The sequence below is a fragment of the Salmonella sp. SAL04214 genome (genome assembly GCF_046550615.1).
GTDB classification, from domain to species: Bacteria; Pseudomonadota; Gammaproteobacteria; order Enterobacterales; family Enterobacteriaceae; genus Salmonella; species Salmonella enterica.
This window is the reverse complement of the sequence record NZ_JBGDXT010000007.1, coordinates 161,216-181,078: the sequence shown is the minus strand read 5'-3', so window position 1 is coordinate 181,078 and position 19,863 is coordinate 161,216. Positions and strand designations below refer to the sequence as shown.

At 54.5% G+C, this 19,863-nt stretch carries 14 protein-coding genes; 10 read left to right on the top strand and 4 right to left on the bottom strand.

Annotated features, from left to right (window positions below):
• Positions 1 to 48 precede the first annotated feature (48 nt).
• A complete protein-coding gene (gene mrcA, locus ACLJQD_RS13930; RefSeq protein WP_017441589.1) occupies positions 49 to 2,601 on the top strand; it encodes a peptidoglycan glycosyltransferase/peptidoglycan DD-transpeptidase MrcA in 2,553 nt (850 codons plus the stop codon).
• A gap of 95 nt (positions 2,602 to 2,696) precedes the next feature.
• On the opposite strand, the gene nudE is transcribed toward mrcA, so the two are convergent.
• Complete coding sequence (gene nudE / locus ACLJQD_RS13925) at positions 2,697 to 3,260, bottom strand: ADP compounds hydrolase NudE (RefSeq protein WP_000045725.1); 564 nt, start codon at positions 3,258 to 3,260, stop codon at positions 2,697 to 2,699.
• 322 nt (positions 3,261 to 3,582) lie between these two features.
• Between nudE and igaA the strand changes: the two genes are divergently transcribed.
• The 4 genes from igaA (at position 3,583) to hslO (ending at position 7,763) form a co-directional block, all read left to right on the top strand.
• The gene (gene igaA, locus ACLJQD_RS13920) at positions 3,583 to 5,715 is read left to right on the top strand and encodes an intracellular growth attenuator protein IgaA (RefSeq protein WP_000104088.1); all 2,133 of its coding nucleotides are present in this window, start codon (positions 3,583 to 3,585) and stop codon (positions 5,713 to 5,715) included.
• Positions 5,716 to 5,779: 64 nt separating this feature from the next.
• Positions 5,780 to 6,448 (top strand): GMP/IMP nucleotidase, encoded by a 669-nt coding sequence (gene yrfG, locus ACLJQD_RS13915; RefSeq protein ID WP_001520508.1) that lies wholly within the window; start codon positions 5,780 to 5,782, stop codon positions 6,446 to 6,448.
• Positions 6,449 to 6,458: 10 nt separating this feature from the next.
• Complete coding sequence (gene hslR, locus ACLJQD_RS13910; protein WP_000660721.1) at positions 6,459 to 6,860, top strand: ribosome-associated heat shock protein Hsp15; 402 nt, start codon at positions 6,459 to 6,461, stop codon at positions 6,858 to 6,860.
• Positions 6,861 to 6,884: 24 nt separating this feature from the next.
• Entirely contained in the window at positions 6,885 to 7,763 is an 879-nt protein-coding gene (gene hslO, locus ACLJQD_RS13905; protein WP_023242768.1) for an Hsp33 family molecular chaperone HslO, read from the top strand.
• 108 nt (positions 7,764 to 7,871) lie between these two features.
• Here the strand turns inward: hslO and ACLJQD_RS13900 are convergent, their stop codons facing one another.
• On the bottom strand, positions 7,872 to 9,581 hold the full coding sequence (locus ACLJQD_RS13900) for a DUF4153 domain-containing protein (protein WP_017441591.1): 1,710 nt from the start codon (positions 9,579 to 9,581) through the stop codon (positions 7,872 to 7,874).
• A 379-nt stretch (positions 9,582 to 9,960) separates the two neighbouring features.
• On the opposite strand from ACLJQD_RS13900, the gene pckA reads away from it, so the two are divergent.
• Positions 9,961 to 11,580: a phosphoenolpyruvate carboxykinase (ATP) gene (gene pckA / locus ACLJQD_RS13895; protein WP_001265689.1), complete on the top strand. Its 1,620-nt coding sequence runs from the start codon at positions 9,961 to 9,963 to the stop codon at positions 11,578 to 11,580.
• A gap of 74 nt (positions 11,581 to 11,654) precedes the next feature.
• Here pckA and envZ read toward each other — a convergent pair whose 3' ends face one another.
• Together envZ and ompR are read right to left on the bottom strand one after the other, a co-directional pair.
• Positions 11,655 to 13,007, bottom strand: coding sequence for a two-component system sensor histidine kinase EnvZ (envZ, locus tag ACLJQD_RS13890; RefSeq protein WP_001253818.1), 1,353 nt, complete (start codon positions 13,005 to 13,007; stop codon positions 11,655 to 11,657).
• The gene (ompR, locus tag ACLJQD_RS13885; RefSeq protein WP_001157751.1) at positions 13,004 to 13,723 is read right to left on the bottom strand and encodes a two-component system response regulator OmpR; all 720 of its coding nucleotides are present in this window, start codon (positions 13,721 to 13,723) and stop codon (positions 13,004 to 13,006) included. The genes envZ and ompR overlap by 4 nt, the downstream gene beginning before the upstream one ends.
• Positions 13,724 to 13,948: 225 nt before the next feature.
• Here ompR and greB point away from each other — a divergent pair, with 225 nt between their 5' ends.
• The 4 genes from greB (at position 13,949) to feoB (ending at position 19,852) form a co-directional block, all read left to right on the top strand.
• Positions 13,949 to 14,422, top strand: coding sequence for a transcription elongation factor GreB (gene greB, locus ACLJQD_RS13880; protein ID WP_000856695.1), 474 nt, complete (start codon positions 13,949 to 13,951; stop codon positions 14,420 to 14,422).
• Positions 14,423 to 14,520: 98 nt separating this feature from the next.
• Entirely contained in the window at positions 14,521 to 16,851 is a 2,331-nt protein-coding gene (locus tag ACLJQD_RS13875; protein ID WP_017441592.1) for a Tex family protein, read from the top strand.
• Positions 16,852 to 17,287: 436 nt separating this feature from the next.
• Positions 17,288 to 17,515, top strand: coding sequence for a ferrous iron transporter A (feoA, locus tag ACLJQD_RS13870; protein WP_001160955.1), 228 nt, complete (start codon positions 17,288 to 17,290; stop codon positions 17,513 to 17,515).
• A gap of 18 nt (positions 17,516 to 17,533) precedes the next feature.
• Positions 17,534 to 19,852 (top strand): Fe(2+) transporter permease subunit FeoB, encoded by a 2,319-nt coding sequence (gene feoB, locus ACLJQD_RS13865; RefSeq protein WP_017441593.1) that lies wholly within the window; start codon positions 17,534 to 17,536, stop codon positions 19,850 to 19,852.
• Positions 19,853 to 19,863: the final 11 nt, after the last annotated feature.

The following is a 19,863-nucleotide window of genomic DNA, read 5'->3' as shown; positions in this document are numbered from 1 at the left end:
CGCGTTTGTTTATAAACTGCCCAAATGACACTAAATGGGAAATCTCCAGTGAAGTTCGTAAAGTATTTATTGATCCTTGCAGTATGTTGCATCCTGCTGGGAGCAGGCTCGATTTATGGCCTTTATCGCTATATTGAGCCGCAGCTACCTGACGTCGCGACATTGAAAGATGTGCGTTTGCAAATTCCGATGCAGGTTTACAGCGCGGATGGCGAACTTATCGCGCAATATGGCGAAAAACGTCGTATTCCCGTTACGCTCGATCAAATTCCGCCGGAAATGATCAACGCCTTTATCGCCACCGAAGATAGCCGCTTTTATGAGCATCACGGCATTGACCCGGTAGGTATTTTCCGTGCGGCCAGCGTCGCGCTCTTCTCCGGTCACGCATCGCAGGGAGCAAGTACCATTACCCAGCAACTGGCGCGAAACTTCTTCCTTAGCCCCGAACGCACGCTGATGCGCAAGATCAAGGAAGCGTTTCTGGCGATTCGTATTGAGCAGTTGCTGAATAAAAATGAGATCCTCGAACTCTATCTGAACAAGATCTATCTCGGCTACCGCGCCTATGGCGTTGGCGCGGCGGCACAGGTCTACTTTGGTAAGACGGTCGACCAGCTTAGTCTAAGCGAAATGGCGGTTATCGCCGGACTACCTAAAGCGCCTTCTACCTTTAACCCGCTCTACTCGATGGATCGGGCGATAGCGCGCCGTAACGTAGTGCTTTCGCGAATGTTAAGCGAGGGATATATCACTCAGGCGCAGTACGATCAGGCCCGTAGCGAACCTATCGACGCAAATTATCACGCGCCGGAAATCGCCTTCTCCGCGCCTTATCTGTCGGAAATGGTGCGCCAGGAAATGTATAACCGTTATGGCGAAAGCGCCTATGAAGATGGTTATCGTATTTACACGACCATCACCCGCAAAGTGCAGCAGGCCGCGCAACAGGCGGTGCGTAATAACGTGCTGGACTATGACATGCGCCACGGTTATCGCGGCCCGGCGAATGTGCTATGGAAAGTGGGCGAAACGGCGTGGGACAGTAAAAAAATTACCGATACGTTGAAAGCGTTGCCGACCTACGGACCGCTGCTTCCCGCCGTGGTCACCAGCGCTAATCCGCAAGAGGCGACCGCTGCGCTTGCCGACGGTACGTCCGTTTCGCTACGTATGGAAGGAATGCGTTGGGCGCGGCCTTACCGCTCGGATACACAGCAGGGGCCGACGCCGCGTAAAGTTACCGATGTCGTCCAGACAGGTCAGCAAATCTGGGTTCGTCAGGTGGATAACGACTGGTGGCTGGCGCAGGTACCGGAAGTGAACTCCGCGCTGGTTTCGCTTAACCCGCAAACAGGCGCGGTACTGGCGCTGGTCGGCGGTTTCGATTTTAATCAGAGTAAATTTAACCGCGCGACGCAAGCTTTGCGTCAGGTGGGGTCGAACATCAAACCGTTCCTCTACACCGCCGCAATGGATAAAGGGCTGACGCTCGCCAGTATGCTCAACGATGTGCCGATTTCCCGCTGGGACGCCGGGGCAGGTTCAGACTGGCGTCCGAAAAACTCCCCGCCGCAGTACGCCGGACCGATTCGTTTACGCCAGGGGCTGGGGCAGTCGAAAAACGTGGTGATGGTACGCGCCATGCGCGCCATGGGCGTCGACTATGCGGCGGAGTATCTGCAACGCTTCGGCTTCCCGGCGCAGAATATCGTGCATACCGAATCGCTGGCGCTGGGCTCCGCCTCCTTCACGCCGATGCAGGTTGCGCGCGGTTATGCGGTGATGGCGAACGGCGGTTTCCTGATCGACCCGTATTTCATCAGCAAGATTGAGAACGATCAGGGCGGCGTGATCTTCGAAGCGAAACCGAAAATCGCCTGCCCGGAGTGCGATATCCCGGTCATTTACGGCAATACGCAGAAATCCGACGTGCTGGAAAACACCAATGTGGAAGAGGTCGCGGTTTCGCAAGAGCAGCAAAACAGCGCCGTACCGATGCCTGAGCTGGAACAGGCAAACCAGGCGCTGGTCGCGCAAAACGGCACGCAGGAGTACGCGCCGCATGTGATCAATACGCCGCTGGCGTTTCTGATCAAAAGCGCGCTGAACACCAATATCTTCGGCGAACCCGGCTGGATGGGTACCGGCTGGCGTGCGGCGCGCGACCTTAAACGTCGCGATATCGGCGGCAAAACCGGTACAACCAACAGCTCGAAAGACGCATGGTTCTCCGGCTATGGTCCTGGCGTCGTCACTTCCGTATGGATCGGCTTTGACGATCACCGCCGTGATTTAGGCCGCACCACCGCTTCCGGCGCGATCAAAGATCAAATCTCCGGCTATGAGGGCGGCGCGAAGAGCGCGCAACCTGCATGGGACGCCTATATGAAAGCCGTGCTGGAAGGCGTGCCGGAACAGCCGCTAACGCCGCCGCCGGGCATCGTCACGGTGAATATCGACCGCAGTACCGGACAACTGGCGAGCGGCGGTAATAGCCGTGAAGAGTATTTCATCGAAGGCACGCAGCCGACACAACAGGCGGTACACGAGGTGGGAACCACCATTATTGATAATGGTGAAACACACGAACTGTTCTGATCAAAAAAGGCGCTCCGGCGCCTTTTTTATTGTGTTTAGCGGATGACGGCGAACGGGGAGACAAACTTTCCGTTAGCTTGATCAACGCAGCGCCATCAGGCAATTCGGCCCTGCGCTTTCAACCACTCGCGTACCAGAAACAGCGCGCTGACGTTGCGGGCCTCGTTAAAATCGGGGTCTTCCAGCAGATCCATTAAATGCGCCAGCGGCCAGCGTACCTGCGGCAATGGCTCAGGCTCGTCGCCTTCCAGCGACTCCGGATAGAGATCTTCCGCCACCACGATATTCATTTTGCTGGAAAAATAAGAGGGCGCCATGCTGAGTTTTTTTAAGAAGGTCAGGTTATGCGCGCCAAACCCGACCTCTTCTTTGAGCTCCCGGTTCGCCGCTTCAAAAACGGTCTCGCCCGGGTCGATCAATCCTTTCGAGAAGCCCAGCTCATAGGATTCGGTTCCCACCGCATACTCACGAATAAGAATCAGATGCTCATCAACGATCGGCACAATCATTACCGCCTCACGGGTTGATGGTCGCATACGTTCATACACGCGACGCACGCCGTTGCTGAACTCCAGATCCACGCTTTCTACGTTAAACAGTCGGGATTGTGCGACGGTTTCCACTTTCAGAATGGTGGGTTTTTGTAATGATTTGCTCATTGTGAGAATCTTTGCAGTGTAATCTGTGGTCATTGTGCGACATACCGCACGGTTTCGGCAATGCGAATTGCCGTTTATTTACATTTATGTAACGTAATAAAAATTAATTCTTATTTCAAATTAAAAGTCAATAGGTTGAAATAACTCCAGGAATTTGCTGATATTCCGTTTTTAGTGGTATTGCTATGATTTGCCTTCACTGGGATGCGCTTTACAATGCTCAAGTTCAACTCCACGCTTGCCGATAGCCAACCACAGAAAAATGTTTATTGGACAGGGTGCGACTGACCACGCCTGACAGACTTAGTAAGATGGGGAAAGCATGAGCACCATTCTGATTTTTATAGCTGCTTTGCTGGCCTGCTCTCTACTGGCAATATGGCGGTTCCGGGTAAAGTCCAGACGAGGGAGCTTACCGTGGATCAGCGCCTTTCAGGACGCGCAAACGCGTAAACTGTTGCCCGAAGAGCGCAGCGCGGTAGAAAACTATCTCGATAACCTTAGCCAGATCCAGCAAGTTCCGGGGCCGACAGGCGCCAGTGCTGCGCCCATCTCGCTGACGCTAAACGCGGAAAGCAACAGTGTCGTGATACTGACCCACTCCATCACCCGCTACGGCATTACCACTGACGATCCTAATAAATGGCGCTACTACCTCGACTCCGTCGAAGTCCATCTGCCGCCTTTCTGGGAACAGTACATCAATGATGAAAACAACGTTGAGCTGATCCTCACGGATACGCTGCCGCTGGTGATCTCTTTAAACGGCCATACGCTGCAAGAGTATATGCAGGAGTCGCGCGGCTACGCGCTACAGAATACGGCCTCTACGCAGGCGTCGATTCGCGGCGAAGAGAGCGAGCAGATTGAGCTGTTGAATATCCGTCAGGAGACCCACGAAGAATATGCGCTCAGCCGCCCGGCTGGCTTGCGCGAAGCGTTGTTAATCGTCGCCTCCTTTTTGTTATTCTTTTTCTGCCTGATAACGCCAGACGTTTTTGTACCGTGGATGATAGGCGGCGCTATCCTGTTGCTGGCAGCCGGACTTTGGGGACTTTTTGCGCCGCCGTCGAAAAGCGCGCTGCGGGAAATTCACTGTCTGCGGGGAACGCCCCGCCGCTGGGGACTGTTTGGGGAGAATAATCAGGAGCAGATTAACAATATTTCGCTGGGCATCATCGACCTTATTTACCCTGCCCACTGGCAACCCTACATTACGCAGGATCTTGGGCAACAAACGGATATTGATATTTACCTTGATCGCCATGTCGCGCGCCAGGGCCGGTTTTTATCCCTGCATGATGAAGTGAAAAACTTCCCGTTGCAGCACTGGTTACGCAGCACTGTTATTGCTATCGGTTCGCTGCTGGTGTTGTTTATGCTGCTGTTCTGGATCCCGTTGGATATGCCAATCAAGTTCACGCTATCGTGGATGAAAGGCGCGCAAGCCATTGAAGCGACAACGGTAAAACAGCTTGAAAAAGCTGGCGTGCGGGTGGGCGATACGCTGCACCTGAGCGGTAAAGGAATGTGTAATATTCATTCCGGCGCGACCTGGAGCGGGCAGTCTAACTCACCGTTTATGCCGTTCGATTGCTCGCAAATCATCTGGAATGACGCGCCTGCGCTACCGCTGCCGGAATCAGACCTGGTGAATAAAGCAATGGCGCTAAGCCAGGCGGTAAATCGTCAGCTCCATCCAAAACCCGAAGACGACTCGCGCGTCAGCGCATCTTTACGCTCCGCGATCCAAAAATCGGGCATGGTATTATTAGATGACTTTGGCGATATTGTTCTGAAAACCGCTGATTTGTGCGCGGCGGAAGACGAGTGCGTGCGCCTGAAAAATGCGCTGGTTAATCTCGGTAACAGTAAGGACTGGAACGCGCTGGTGAAACGCGCGAACGCCGGCAAACTGGACGGCGTCAACGTGCTGCTACGCCCCGTAAGCGCAGAGTCGCTGGAAAATCTGGTCACGACCTCAACGGCGCCGTTTATTTCTCGCGAGACCGCGCGTGCCGCCCAGTCGCTGAATAGCCCCGCTCCCGGCGGATTCCTGATCGCCAGCGATGAAGGCAGCGAACTGGTTGATCAGGCCTGGCCGTCAACGCCGCTGTATGACTATCCCGCGCAGGAACAGTGGAGCGCCTTCCAGCGTCTGGCGCAAACGCTCATGCAGACGCCATTTAGCGCCGAGGGCATTGTCACCAGCGTGTATACCGATGCCAACGGCACGCAGCATATCAGCCTGCATCGTATCCCCGATAAATCCGGCTGGTGGCGTTACCTCGGTACCACGCTGCTGATGCTGGCAATGATAGTGAGCGCGGTCTACAACGGCATTCAGGCGTTCAGACGTTATCAACGCCACCGTACCCGTATGGCGGACATCCAGGAATACTATGAAAGCTGCCTCAATCCCAGGTTAACCGTCTCTCCGGAAAATCTCATCTGATCGCGCCGCCGTGCGACAGGGTATGCTACCCTGTCGCGCAAATTGCGTTACCCTGGAGTTCCCCATGCATATTGATATTGACTGGCAAAACGTGGATACCGTTTTGCTGGATATGGACGGCACGCTGCTCGATCTTGCGTTCGATAACTATTTCTGGCAAAAGCTGGTACCGGAAACCTACGGCGCGCAGCAGGGTATTTCGCCACAGGACGCGCAGGAATATATTCGTCAGCAGTATCATGCCGTACAGCATACGCTAAACTGGTACTGTCTGGATTACTGGAGCGAGCGTCTGGGTCTGGATATTTGCGCTATGACGACGGCGCAAGGGCCGCGCGCTGTTTTGCGCGACGATACCGTACCGTTTCTGAATGCGTTAAAAGCCAGCGGAAAACGTCGGATTCTGCTCACCAATGCGCATCCACATAACCTGGCGGTGAAGCTGGAGCATACCGGTCTGGCCTCACACCTTGATTTATTACTTTCCACCCACACATTTGGTTATCCCAAAGAGGATCAGCGGTTATGGCGCGCTGTCACTGAGGAAACGGGAATAAGCGCAGAGAAAACGCTGTTTATCGATGACAGCGAACCGATTCTCGACGCCGCCGCCCGGTTTGGTATTCGCTACTGTCTTGGCGTGACGAATCCTGATTCCGGCCTGGCGGAAAAGCACTATACGCGCCATCCGTCCCTGAACGACTACCGCCGTCTGATCCCCTCGCTGATGTGAAGGAGACGCCATGAAAGAAAAGTCCTCCGTTGAGGTCAGACTGGATAAATGGCTGTGGGCCGCGCGTTTTTATAAAACCCGCGCGCTGGCCCGCGAGATGATTGAAGGCGGTAAGGTGCATTACAACGGCCAGCGCAGTAAGCCGAGCAAAATCGTCGAGCTGAACGCTACCCTTACCCTGCGTCAGGGAAATGACGAACGGACGGTGATCGTTAAAGCCATCACCGAACAGCGCCGTCCGGCCAGCGAAGCCGTCGCTCTGTATGAAGAGACGGCGGAAAGCGTGGAAAAACGCGAAAAAATGGCGCAGGCGCGCAAGCTTAACGCCCTGACCATGCCGCATCCGGACAGGCGACCGGACAAGAAAGAGCGCCGCGACCTGTTACGATTTAAACACGGCGACAGCGAATAACTGTCACCCGCAAGAGAGATGATTATGCCGCAACATGACCAATTACATCGTTATCTGTTTGAAAACTTTGCCGTTCGCGGCGAGCTGGTGACCGTTTCGGAAACCTTGCAACAGATCCTCGACAATCATACCTACCCGCAGCCGGTGAAAACCGTACTGGCCGAACTGCTGGTCGCCACTAGCCTGCTGACCGCGATGCTGAAGTTTGCCGGTGACATTACGGTACAGCTCCAGGGCGACGGGCCGTTAAGCCTGGCGGTGATCAATGGCAATAATCAGCAGCAGATGCGCGGCGTGGCTCGCGTTCAGGGCGACATCCCTGACAATGCGGATCTCAAAACGCTGGTTGGCAACGGCTATCTGGTGATCACCATTACGCCGGAAGAGGGTGAGCGCTATCAGGGCGTGGTGGGTCTGGAAGGCGATACTCTGGCGGCGTGCCTGGAAGATTACTTCCTGCGCTCCGAGCAGTTGCCGACGCGCCTGTTTATCCGTACCGGCGATGTCGACGGTAAACCGGCGGCAGGTGGAATGTTGCTTCAGGTGATGCCGGCACAGAACGCGCAGGCGGAGGATTTCGACCATCTGGCTATGTTGACGGAAACCATTAAAAGCGAAGAGCTGCTGACGTTACCGGCAAATGATGTGCTGTGGCGTTTGTATCACGAAGAAGAAGTCACGCTCTACGATCCGCAAGATGTTGAATTCAAATGCACCTGTTCACGCGAACGTTGCGCGGGCGCGCTGAAAACATTGCCGGATGAAGAAGTGGACAGCATTCTGGCGGAAGAAGGTGAAATCGATATGCACTGCGATTACTGCGGCAATCATTACCTGTTCAATGCGATGGATATCGCGGAGATCCGTAACAACGCCTCTCCTGCCGATCCACAGGTTCATTAATCGCCTTTCAGTCGACAACATCATTGCCTGATGGCGGCGCTTATCTGGCCTACAGCATCCCGCTCCGTAGGCCGGATAAGGCATTTATGCCGCCATCCGGCAAAAAGCTTACTCGTTGTAGTAATCCACATCCAACCGCTGACCATCAACAATGATATCGCGCCAGGCTTTGGGGGCTGAGTCTAACTGATGCCCGGCAATCGCGTGCAACAGTTGCGTCTTAGAAAACCCGTCCGGCAGTCGGGCGAACGCTTTCTGCGTCCATTTCCCCTCTTTTAAGCCGTAGACCTGGCTCTCGACAACAATAAAGTTATACAGCACCTGCTCAGGCTGACCGTCGCCGTTAAGATCCTGACTCACCAGCACGCAGGCATCCGGTTCAAGGCAGGAATCGTCCGAATAACTCTGCTCTTTGACAAACGCCCAAAATGCGGCATCCGGCTTCTGGCTACCGGGCGCAATCATCACCACCCTCGCTAAATCGTCCGCCGTCGGAGAGACCTTATTTCTCTGCAAAAACGTCATCAGTTCACGATTGCGCTTTCTGTTCTGCGTAAACGCCTCGTCATCCCGCAACGATTTCAACGCTTCCTGGCCAGGTTTGCCGCTGTGATCCAGCATATACAGGCTGATCTGATCCGCAGTAATTTTACCGCTATGGTAACGCGCCATATGGCTGTTGACGCTAATACGCCAGACATCAAGTACAGGCGAGGCCAGCAACAGCAATATCACCAGCGTCAACAAAGAGACGCTCAGTATCACCTTGCCTTGCCACTCACCAGGGTCGCGTCCGCGGCGTAACAGACCGATCAGATAACCGAAGGACCATACCAGCAAGACAGACGCCGTCAGCGCGCCATACAGACGATCCGGCGTCCAGCCGTATTGCTGAATACGTACCCATAACGCCCAGCCCGCCAGCAGCATATATATCGGGGCAACGCACAGCGAGGCGCTAATCATGCCGCGTAGTACGCGCGGATAGGGTAATACGCGCTTTTGCGGTTCGTTGACAATCGCCACGAGGAGCAGCAGCATCAGCGTCAGCGTGGATAGCAGCCCCGCAGCGGAAACACGCGCAGAAATCGCCTCCAGTCCGGTAAAGGGTAACGTCACAATAAACAGCAATGCCAGCAGCGACACCACCGGCAATAAACCCGTCGCGATCAGCGTCAGCAGCTTTTGCACCGCCGCCACAAGGCGCGACTGCGTGCGGGCGAGAATGACCGCCAGCGCCGTAATCAGGCCGATGGTCACATAAATAAAGGCTTCAGTTTCAAAGAAAAGGGTGCTGAAAAAGCGGATGCCCACCAGCCTGAATAGCGCGCTCCAGAGCAGAAGCACCAGCCAGAACAGTCCGTTGGCGACCAGGACGATAAACAATGTCAGTACGTTATGCCATAACCGCATATAAAACTGGGGATAACGCGCCGAACCGGTTTGCGAATGTAACTGATATTGCATCCAGGGTAAGACCAGCATCGCCATCAACACAAGCCGGAGACCATACAGCCAGAGGAGCTCGGCCAGGCGCCATTTCTCCACCGTCTCAACCTGCCATTTCAGCCAGCCGCTCATTGCCAGCACGACCACAAAGGTCAGCCCCAGCCAGCCCCACAGCGCGCGCTGTTTAAAAGAGACCACGGTAAGCAATAGCATTGACGACAACGCTATCGTCGCAGGCATACCATAGAACAGCCAGTCGCTATTTTGTGGTACCAGCCAGGCCATCAGCAGGTAGCACAAGACGCCCTGCAGCAAACCGGTGAGCAACATACCCCAGCGAGTAGTACGTGAAAGCGCTACACTTTCCATGTCGTTATCCAGAATGATGAGAAAGTCGCATTATTGCATCATCTGTTCACCGCCAGGCGTCGTCATGCATAATTCAGAAAAAAACGCAGAGAGGTGAATCGATATTGTTCATGTTGGTGTTACGTAACTTTCTTACATGAATGCGATTACAGTCACATTATGTCGGTCAAAAACACTTCCTTTTAACGTTTTCAGAACATTTTCCACAACAAAAGTAGGTTTCCTGCCATAATAACCGCCGCTGCGTGACAGGAGTCACAGTGTTTTTCGTCAATCGTGATTTTGTCCAGATACGTAAATCTATGAGCCTTGTCGCGGTTAACCAACCTCAAAAAACCTTACTATTTTCGGTAATATATATTGGCTAAGGAGCAGTGATATGCGCGTTAACAATTTAACCCCGCAAGATCTCAAGGCTTATGGTATCAACGACGTCCAGGATATCGTTTACAATCCCAGCTACGACACCCTTTATCAGGAAGAACTTAATCCTGGTCTGGAAGGCTATGAGCGTGGCGTGTTAACTAACCTGGGCGCTGTTGCCGTTGATACCGGTATTTTTACCGGTCGTTCGCCTAAGGATAAGTATATTGTTCGCGACGACACCACGCGTGATACGCTGTGGTGGTCCGATAAGGGTAAAGGTAAAAACGATAATAAGCCGCTTTCCCAGGAAACCTGGCAACACCTGAAAGGTCTGGTGACGCATCAGCTTTCCGGTAAACGCTTATTCATTGTTGATGCGTTCTGCGGCGCAAATGCCGATACGCGTCTTTCCGTGCGCTTTATTACGGAAGTCGCCTGGCAGGCCCACTTCGTTAAAAATATGTTCATTCGCCCAACGGACGAAGAGCTGGTAGGCTTCAAACCTGACTTTATTGTCATGAACGGCGCGAAGTGCACCAACCCGCAGTGGAAAGAGCAAGGGCTGAACTCGGAAAACTTCGTGGCGTTCAACCTGACTGAACGTATTCAGCTTATTGGCGGCACCTGGTACGGCGGCGAAATGAAAAAAGGGATGTTCTCGGTAATGAACTACCTGCTGCCGCTCAAAGGTATCGCCTCAATGCACTGTTCCGCCAACGTGGGTGAAAAAGGCGATGTCGCGGTCTTCTTCGGCCTTTCCGGTACCGGAAAAACCACTCTGTCCACCGACCCGAAACGTCGTCTGATTGGCGATGATGAGCACGGTTGGGATGACGACGGCGTGTTCAACTTTGAAGGCGGCTGCTACGCCAAAACCATCAAACTGTCGAAAGAAGCGGAGCCAGAAATTTATCATGCGATTCGCCGTGATGCGCTGCTGGAAAACGTCACCGTGCGCGAAGACGGCACCGTTGATTTCGACGATGGTTCCAAAACCGAAAACACCCGCGTCTCTTACCCGATCTATCATATCGATAACATCGTTAAGCCCGTATCCAAAGCAGGTCACGCCACCAAGGTTATCTTCCTGACGGCGGATGCTTTCGGCGTGTTGCCGCCGGTTTCCCGTTTAACCGCTAACCAGACGCAGTACCACTTCCTGTCGGGTTTCACCGCTAAACTGGCCGGCACCGAACGCGGCGTCACCGAACCGACTCCCACCTTCTCCGCCTGCTTCGGCGCCGCGTTCCTGACGCTGCACCCGACGCAGTATGCTGAGGTGCTGGTGAAACGTATGCAGGCAGCGGGCGCGCAGGCTTATCTGGTTAACACCGGCTGGAATGGCACCGGCAAACGTATCTCCATCAAAGATACGCGCGCGATTATCGACGCCATTCTGAACGGTTCTCTTGATAACGCGGAAACCTTCCGTCTGCCGCTGTTCGATCTGGCGATCCCGACTGAACTGCCAGGCGTGGATACCCACATTCTCGACCCGCGTAACACCTACGCGTCGCCGGAACAATGGCAGGAAAAAGCCACCGCGCTGGCGAAACTGTTCATTGAGAACTTCGAGAAGTATACGGATACCCCGGCAGGCGAAGCGCTGGTTAGCGCCGGACCGAAGCTGTAAGGAACAGGCCGGATGGCGGCTTTGAACAGCGTCATCCAGCGTTAAGAAGAAAGGGAGGATAATACCTCCCTTTCTTATGCCTCTTTTGTCGTCCCCTGGACGCGAGCCACAGGAACCGGTAGCCAGGCGCGAATTGACAATCCGCCACGCTCGCTGGTGCCAATCTCCAGCATCCCGTTATGGTTATCGATAATGCGCTGCACAATCGCCAGCCCCAGCCCTGTGCCACTGGTGCTACGGGCGCTGTCGCCGCGTACAAAAGGCTGGAACAGATGTTTACGCTGCTCCGGCTTAATGCCCGGCCCGTCATCTTCTACCTGGAACCAGGCGCGATGCGACTCGGTGCCGCTGCTGACCTTAATCCAGCCGTTGCCATAGCGGGCAGCATTGACCACCATATTCGCCACCGCGCGCTTAATCGAGAGCGGGTGCATTTTCACCTGGATACTGCCTGCCTGAAGCGCAGTGTTAATCTCACGCTCATAGCCGCTTTCCGCCGCAATCACCTCGCCCAGTACGGAATTGAGATCCGCCATCTCCATTGGCATTTCCTGACCGGTACGCAGATAGTCAATAAACTGTTCGATAATGGCGTTACACTCTTCGATGTCTTTATTGATCGACTCCGCGAGATAACCGTCTTCCTCGCCCATCATCTCCGTCGCCAGACGAATACGGGTCAGCGGCGTGCGCAAGTCGTGGCTGACGCCCGCCATCAATAGCGTACGGTCATCGGCCAATTGTTTCACGCCGGCTGCCATATGGTTAAACGCCCGAGTCACAGAGCGCACCTCAGAGGCGCCATATTCACGCAGCGGCGGCGGAATAATTCCCTTCCCTACCTGCAAGGCGGCATGTTCAAGATCCACTAACGGTCGATTCTGTATACGAATAAACAGCCACGCGCCGCCTATCGCCAGGAGCATGATCGCCAGCGTGTAACGGAAAAGCGGAGAAAAATCGCCCTGATGAATTTCAGTCAGCGGCACGCGCACCCAGATATTGGGCGACAGCCAGGTTTTGAGCCACACGACGGGCGAGCTTTTGTTGACCTCAACCCGCACTTCCGTCGGGCCGCCTAATTGCTGCGCCATCTGGTGGCTTAAGAATTCGTAGTGTTGCGCCCAACGCAGCCCGGCCTCTTCAGCGGCTTCGTTGGTGTAGAGAGAGATCCCCAGCTCGCGATAGATTTCCCGGCGAAACGCAGGCGGCACGACTAACTGCGTGCCGTCCTCCAGTTGCAGCTTATCGGTCATCAGCATACGGACTTCGTAAGCCAGAACCTTATTAAACTGCTGGAGGCTCGGCAAAATCGCGAAGTTCAGCACCACCAGGTAGGTCGTCACCAGGCTGACGAACAGCAAGGTGACGATGAGCAACAGCGTGCGGGCAAATGAACTTCGCGGTGAGAAGCGCATTCGCCTCATGCTTTAGAACCGTCCGGTACAAAGACGTAGCCCAGGCCCCAGACGGTCTGAATATAACGCGGATGTGCCGGATCTTCTTCCACCATACGGCGCAGGCGGGAGATCTGGACGTCGATGGAGCGTTCCATCGCGGAATACTCGCGGCCACGGGCCAGATTCATCAGCTTATCGCGAGAGAGCGGCTCGCGCGGATGGCTGACTAACGCTTTCAGTACCGCAAACTCCCCGCTGGTCAGCGGCATCGGTTCATCTTCACGGAACATCTCGCGCGTACCGAGGTTCAGTTTAAACTTACCGAACGCGATAACGGCCTCTTCCTGCGACGGCGCGCCGGGCAGTTCGTTTGCCTGACGACGTAACACGGCGCGAATACGCGCCAACAGCTCGCGCGGGTTAAACGGTTTAGGAATGTAGTCATCGGCGCCGATTTCCAGCCCGACGATACGGTCAACTTCTTCACCCTTCGCCGTGACCATAATGATCGGCATTGGATTACTTTGACTACGCAGGCGACGACAAATCGACAGACCATCTTCACCTGGCAGCATTAAATCCAGTACCATGAGATGGAAAGATTCACGGGTCAGCAGACGATCCATCTGCTCGGCGTTAGCGACGCTTCGAACCTGGAAGCCCTGCTCGGTCAGATAACGTTCCAGTAGCGCCCGCAGACGCATATCGTCATCAACCACCAGAATCTTATAATTCTCTTGCATTGTCTGTACTCCCAAAGGTTCGCAACAAATGTAAGTGTGTATTCTTAAAAAAGCTCACGTGAGTCACCAGCAAATTCTGGTATGAATTTCAGGCTAAATTGTTACAAAGCATATTTAACAGCAGCTTAAATATACAATTAATCGGCAACCCCATTATTTATTCTGTCGGGACGATCACGTTATACCCCGTGTGCGCAATATCGACAGCAAAGGTAAATCAACGAGATGAAAACGCCCCTGATCACCCGCGAAGGGTACGAAACACTCAAACAAGAGCTCAATTATCTCTGGCGTGAAGAGCGCCCGGAGGTCACCAAAAAAGTGACCTGGGCTGCGAGTCTGGGCGACCGCAGCGAGAATGCCGACTATCAGTATAATAAAAAGCGCCTGCGTGAGATCGACAGACGCGTCAGATATCTGACCAAATGCATGGAAAATCTCAAAATCGTGGATTATTCCCCGCAGCAGGAGGGCAAAGTCTTCTTCGGCGCCTGGGTGGAAATTGAAAATGATGACGGCGATACGCTGAAGTTCCGCATTGTCGGCTACGATGAAATTTTCGGACGTAAGGATTACATCTCTATCGACTCGCCGATGGCGCGGGCGCTACTGAAAAAAGAAGTGGGCGATCTGGCGGTGGTCAACACCCCTGTCGGCGAAGCAAACTGGTACGTCAATGCGATCGAATACGTCAAATAAGACAAGAAGAATCCTAAGCCCCCGCTGATGGCTGGCATTTTTGCCAGCCAATCCGTATAACTATCCCCTGATTTTTATCCTGAAGACGAAGCTAACCCATGATGAATGATTCTTTCTGCCGCATTATTGCGGGTGAAATCCAGGCAAATGCCGGGCAGGTTGAAGCTGCCGTTCGCCTGCTTGACGAAGGGAACACCGTGCCGTTTATCGCACGTTATCGTAAAGAAATCACCGGCGGTCTGGATGACACGCAGTTGCGTAACCTGGAAACGCGTCTGGGCTATCTGCGTGAGCTGGAAGACAGGCGTCAGGCCATCCTCAAGTCCATTTCCGAACAAGGCAAACTGACCGATGAGCTGGCTGGCGCCATCAACGCTACGTTAAGTAAGACCGAGCTCGAAGACCTCTACCTGCCCTATAAACCTAAACGCCGCACCCGTGGACAAATCGCCATTGAAGCCGGCCTTGAGCCGCTGGCCGATCTGCTCTGGAACGAGCCGTCCCACGATCCTGACGTGGAAGCGGCAAAGTACATTGATGGCGACAAAGGCGTGGCGGACACGAAAGCCGCGCTCGACGGCGCACGCTACATTCTGATGGAGCGCTTTGCCGAAGACGCCGCATTGCTGGCGAAAGTGCGTGATTACCTGTGGAAGAACGCCCATCTGGTCGCCACCGTCGTGAACGGCAAAGAGGAAGAAGGGGCAAAATTCCGCGACTATTTCGACCATCATGAGCCCATTGCTAACGTCCCGTCTCACCGTGCGCTGGCCATGCTCCGTGGTCGTAACGAAGGCATTCTGCAACTTTCGCTCAATGCCGACCCACAGTTTGATGAGCCGCCGAAAGAGAGCTACTGCGAGCAGATCATCATGGACCATCTCGGCCTGCGGCTAAATAACGCCCCGGCGGATAGCTGGCGCAAAGGCGTAGTGAGCTGGACGTGGCGTATCAAAGTCTTAATGCACCTCGAAACCGAACTGATGGGCACCGTGCGCGAACGTGCGGAAGATGAAGCGATTAACGTGTTTGCCCGTAACCTGCACGACCTGCTGATGGCAGCCCCCGCAGGCCTGCGCGCCACAATGGGCCTTGATCCTGGCCTGCGTACCGGCGTAAAAGTCGCTGTCGTTGACGGCACCGGCAAGCTGGTGGCGACGGATACCATTTATCCGCATACCGGTCAGGCGGCCAAAGCGGCTACCGTGATCGCCGCGCTGTGCGAAAAATACCACGTCGAACTGGTCGCGATTGGCAACGGTACGGCCTCGCGTGAAACCGAACGCTTCTATCTCGACGTACAAAAACAGTTCCCGAACGTGACGGCGCAGAAAGTGATCGTCAGCGAAGCGGGGGCGTCCGTGTATTCCGCTTCTGAGCTGGCGGCGCAGGAGTTTCCGGATCTCGACGTCTCCCTGCGCGGCGCGGTCTCTATCGCGCGTCGTCTGCAGGATCCGCTGGCGGAACTGGTGAAAATCGATCCGAAATCGATCGGCGTCGGCCAATATCAACACGATGTCAGCCAGACCCAGTTGGCCCGTAAACTGGATGCGGTGGTCGAAGACTGCGTAAATGCCGTCGGCGTCGATTTGAATACCGCCTCCGTACCGCTGCTGACCCGCGTCGCAGGCTTAACGCGCATGATGGCGCAAAACATCGTCGCCTGGCGCGATGAGAACGGTCAGTTCCAGAACCGCCAGCAACTGTTGAAGGTGAGCCGTCTGGGGCCGAAAGCGTTTGAACAGTGCGCGGGCTTCCTGCGTATTAACCACGGCGATAACCCGCTGGATGCCTCAACCGTCCACCCGGAAGCCTATCCGGTTGTCGAACGCATTCTGGCGGCGACGCAGCAAGCGCTAAAAGATCTGATGGGCAACAGCAACGAATTGCGTCACCTCAAGGCCGCTGATTTTACCGACGATAAATTCGGCGTACCGACCGTGAGCGATATCATCAAAGAGCTGGAAAAACCGGGCCGCGACCCGCGTCCTGAATTTAAAACCGCGCAATTCGCCGATGGCGTCGAAACCATGAACGACCTGCTGCCGGGGATGATTCTGGAAGGGGCGGTCACTAACGTCACTAACTTCGGCGCGTTTGTCGATATCGGCGTTCATCAGGATGGCCTGGTGCATATCTCCTCGCTCTCGAATAAGTTCGTTGAAGATCCACACACCGTGGTGAAAGCGGGCGATATTGTGAAGGTGAAAGTGCTGGAAGTGGATCTGCAACGTAAGCGTATCGCGCTGACGATGCGTCTGGACGAACAGCCCGGCGAAACCGCCGCTCGCCGCGGCGGCGGCGCCGATCGCGCGCAGGGCAACCGCCCGGCGTCAAAAGCGGCGAAACCGCGCGGTCGTGACGCCCAGCCAGCCGGTAACAGCGCCATGATGGACGCGCTGGCAGCGGCAATGGGGAAAAAACGCTAATCGGGTAATACGCAGGCCGGGTTACTTCTTATCCGGCCTGCGATTTTGCAATACGTCCAACCCTTTCTTTTTTAATTAACAATTAAATCTTACCCATTAGAATCTGTTAATTAATTTCCTTCTGCTATCCGCACTATTAATTATCACTTTATTAACAGATGAAACCTTAATTAAACATTAAAAACGGTGGATATTTGCACAATAGGGGTATTTGCAAAAAGACAAATAAATGTTGAGCCATATCAACATCGGCGCAAATTATCGCTTATTTGTACATTCCGTCACATTTTAATCGTTGAAGATAGAAACCATTCTCATTATCATTGTGTTGTTGATTATTTACTCTTTCCTTCGTTGGCTAAACATCGGGTCTCCTGCCGCCCCCCTGAGCGCCGCATGAGGTATACATCCAGTTAGTAAGAAACAAGTAGGTCGTATGCAATTCACTCCTGACACTGCGTGGAAAATCACCGGCTTTGCGCGTGAAATCAGCCCGGCGTATCGTCAAAAACTGCTTTCGCTCGGCATGTTGCCCGGCTCTTCATTTAATGTCGTCCGCGTCGCGCCCTTAGGCGATCCGATCCATATCGAAACACGACGCGTGAGTCTGGTTTTGCGTAAAAAGGATTTGGCGTTAATAGAAGTGGAAGCGGTTTCCTGTTAATACAGTGAGTCTATAAAAATGAAAAAATTAACCATTGGTTTAATTGGTAATCCTAATTCCGGCAAGACCACCTTATTTAACCAACTCACCGGCGCGCGTCAGCGCGTGGGGAACTGGGCGGGCGTCACCGTCGAGCGTAAAGAGGGCCAGTTCGCGACAACTGACCACCAGGTCACGCTGGTAGATTTACCCGGCACCTATTCTCTGACGACCATCTCGTCACAAACCTCTCTCGACGAACAGATCGCCTGCCACTACATCCTGAGCGGCGACGCCGACCTGTTGATAAACGTTGTGGACGCCTCCAATCTGGAGCGCAACCTCTATTTGACGCTGCAACTGCTGGAGCTGGGTATTCCCTGTATTGTCGCGCTCAACATGCTGGATATCGCCGAAAAACAGCAGGTTCGTATTGATGTCGACGCTCTGTCCACGCGTCTGGGTTGCCCTGTCGTACCGCTGGTATCGACTCGCGGCCGCGGTATCGAGGCGCTGAAACTGGCCATTGACCGTCACAACGCTAACGACAACGTCGAACTGGTGCATTATGCCCAGCCGCTGCTGCGCGAAGCGGGTTTCCTGGCCGACGCGATGGCCCAGGAGATGCCTTTACAACAGCGCCGCTGGCTGGGTCTGCAAATGCTGGAGGGCGATATCTACAGCCGGGCTTACGCAGGCGAGGCGGCGCAAAACCTGGACACCTCCCTGGCCCGTCTGAAGGACGAAATGGACGACCCGGCGCTGCATATCGCCGACGCCCGTTACCAGTGTATCGCCGCTATTTGCGACGTGGTCAGCAATACCCTGACAGCCGAACCCAGCCGCTTCACCAGGGCGGTCGATAAAATTATCCTGAACCGCTTCCTCGGCTTACCGATTTTTTTGTTCGTGATGTACCTGATGTTCCTGCTCGCCATTAACATCGGCGGCGCGTTGCAACCCCTGTTTGATGCTGGTTCCGTCGCCATCTTTATTCATGGCATTCAATGGATTGGCTACACGTTGCACTTCCCGGATTGGTTAACCATCTTCCTGGCGCAAGGTCTTGGCGGCGGGATCAATACCGTCCTGCCGCTGGTGCCGCAAATCGGGATGATGTACCTGTTCCTCTCCTTCCTTGAAGACTCCGGTTATATGGCGCGCGCGGCCTTCGTCATGGATCGCCTGATGCAGGCGCTGGGACTACCGGGTAAATCCTTCGTGCCGCTGATTGTCGGCTTCGGCTGTAACGTACCTTCCGTGATGGGCGCCCGCACGCTTGACGCTCCGCGCGAACGCCTGATGACCATCATGATGGCGCCGTTTATGTCCTGTGGCGCGCGCCTGGCGATTTTCGCCGTCTTTGCCGCCGCCTTCTTCGGGCAAAACGGCGCGCTGGCGGTCTTCTCGCTGTACGTGCTGGGTATTGTCATGGCGGTATTAACCGGCCTGATGCTGAAGCATACCATTATGCGCGGCGAAGCCTCTCCGTTTGTGATGGAGCTGCCGGTTTACCACGTCCCGCATATCAAGAGCCTGATCATCCAGACCTGGCAACGCCTGAAAGGTTTTGTACTACGCGCCGGTAAAGTCATTATCATCGTGAGTATTTTCCTGAGCGCGTTTAACAGCTTCTCGCTGAGCGGCAAAATCGTCGATAACATTAATGACTCCGCCCTCGCCTCCGTAAGCCGCGTCATCACGCCAGTCTTTAAACCGATCGGCGTCCATGAGGATAACTGGCAAGCGACCGTGGGTCTGTTTACGGGCGCCATGGCGAAAGAAGTTGTCGTCGGTACGTTGAACACGCTCTACACCGCCGAAAATATTCAGGACGAAGCGTTTAATCCTGCCGACTTTCACCTCGGCGATGAACTGCTGGGCGCGGTTGACGATACCTGGCAAAGCCTGAAAGACACCTTTAGCCTGAGCGTACTGGCTAACCCGATCGAAGCGAGTAAAGGCGACGGCGAAATGGCGACCGGCGCGATGGGCGTGATGGGTCAAAAATTCGGCAGCGCCGCAGCGGCGTACAGTTACCTGATTTTCGTCCTGCTTTACGTACCGTGTATCTCGGTAATGGGCGCTATCGCCCGCGAGTCCAGTCGCGGCTGGATGGGCTTCTCCATCCTGTGGGGGCTGAATATCGCCTATTCGCTCGCCACGCTGTTCTACCAGGTTACCAGCTTCAGTCAACACCCGACATACAGCCTGATCTGTATTCTGGCAGTGATCGTCTTTAACGTTGTGGTGTTAAGCCTGTTGCGCCGCGCCCGCAGCCGTGTAGACATTGAACTGCTGGCAACCCGCAAAAACGTCAGTTCCTGTTGTTCGGGCACTGCGGGCAATTGTCACTAAGGGATGTAAAA